At 57.5% G+C, this 1,650-nt stretch carries 2 protein-coding genes; both read right to left on the bottom strand.

The features are described 5' to 3' along the window. On the bottom strand, positions 1 to 282 hold a 282-nt coding region (locus Q8Q83_RS03650), incomplete at its 3' end, for a hypothetical protein (RefSeq protein ID WP_305621208.1). Between the two features lie 866 nt (positions 283 to 1,148). Continuing rightward, the coding region (locus Q8Q83_RS03645) for a phosphoenolpyruvate carboxykinase (ATP) (protein ID WP_305621206.1) at positions 1,149 to 1,650 on the bottom strand (502 nt) is incomplete at its 5' end.

Raw genomic sequence — 1,650 nt, 5'->3', positions numbered from 1 at the left:
ATTCTCATCTTCCGTTGTCTCTAATTCGGTAGCCGGGTCAGGTTCGAAAATAGAGTTTTCCACCGGCATCAGCTCCCTCAGTTCATTCTGGTGCAACCAGATCGGATCAGCATTCTCCTCAATGAACTGCTCTACCGGTATGCCATCCACTGTTGGTGGCCGCTTTATTCTGACTTGCTTGCCGTTCATAAAGACCCACTGGTATTTCTTTTGTCGCTCGGCCTTCGCGGCTTTCTTCGCACGCTTTTGAGCAGGAGTGAGCTTTTTCTTAACCTTTGCCATATCTGAACTTATTGGTGCTAACTATCGAGTGGTTGCCAGAAAATCAGGTAATCATGCGACCCGAGCCAAGAGCTGATGCAGCAGGCAGCGTCCGCGCCCACACTGGGCTCGGGATTGCCAGCTTACTTTTTGACCGATTAATTAGAGCCCTACAAACAGCCCGGCTATTACCAATCCGACTAACCGCTGCGGCACAGGCGGGAGTACATTGAAGCCATTGCAGGCGAGAAAGGAGATGAGTATGCAGGTATCTGGTTTCAGCGGCGGCTTGTCGGTCGCAACCTAGATCCGCTACATCGCAGGCCAGATGGCCAATACAGCATCGGCCCGGGTCAATCCCGAGCAGCTGAATTGAGTGGTAGGCCATGCTCCTGATCAGGTTGCTGATCCCCAAGTTAGCTGTGAACTGAGCCAGGCCACCGACCTAACGCCGCCACGCAACTGGACAGCGCCAGCAGCCAAGGCAGCACATCGACACCTATCTGGCAGTAGCCAGCACAGTTCAGGTCGATAGCCGCTCCAACGCACTGGAAATACGCGGAAGTTGCATCACGAGTTACGTCGAGTGTTCTGCGCCAGTACATCGGCAACACCCTTAGCCGTGAAGAGCGGCTTGTGAGAGTTCTGCTACAGCGCAAAGATCCACAACCGTGCCCGATCTGCTTGCAGATGGGCATAAAAAGCCGCCTTAGGGCGGCTTTCCCGTTTAGGCCCCAGTTAAATCGCGGCCGGCAGCAGTCATACAAAATGGCCGGGAGCCATTTTTAACGTCGCGCAGCGACGGCCCAAAGGGTGGCCGCCATGGATGGCAGGCCATAAAAAAACCGCCCGAAGGCGGTTTTTTATTGATCCGAACGCTGCGCGGCTTAGAGCTGCGGGCCGGCGTTCTTGATCGCGTCGCTGACGTCGAACTTCTGGAAGTTGTCGATAAACAGCTTGGCCAGGCCTTTCGCGGCTTCGTCGTAGGCGTTCTGGTCAGCCCAGGTGTTGCGCGGGTTGAGCAGGTTGGTTTCGACGCCCGGTACCGACTTCGGCACGCTCAGGTTGATGATCGGCAGTTGCTCGGTCTCGGCACCGATCAGCGCGCCGCTCTGGATGGCCGCGATCACGCCACGGGTGGTGGGGATGTTGAAACGCTTGCCGACGCCGTAGCCGCCACCGGTCCAGCCGGTGTTGACCAGGTACACCTTGGAGCCGAAGCCGCGGATGCGTTTGATCAGCAGTTCGGCGTACTCGCCAGCCGGACGCGGGAAGAACGGCGCGCCGAAGCAGGTGGAGAAGGTCGACTTGATGCCGGCCCCCGAGCCCATTTCGGTGGAACCGACCAGCGCGGTGTAGCCGGAGAGGAAGTGGTAGGCCGCCTGCTCT

This window comes from Pseudomonas sp. (assembly GCF_030696055.1).
GTDB lineage: Bacteria > Pseudomonadota > Gammaproteobacteria > Pseudomonadales > Pseudomonadaceae > Aquipseudomonas.
The sequence above is the reverse complement of the archived record's forward strand: the minus strand, read 5'-3'. Positions and strand labels throughout refer to the sequence as shown.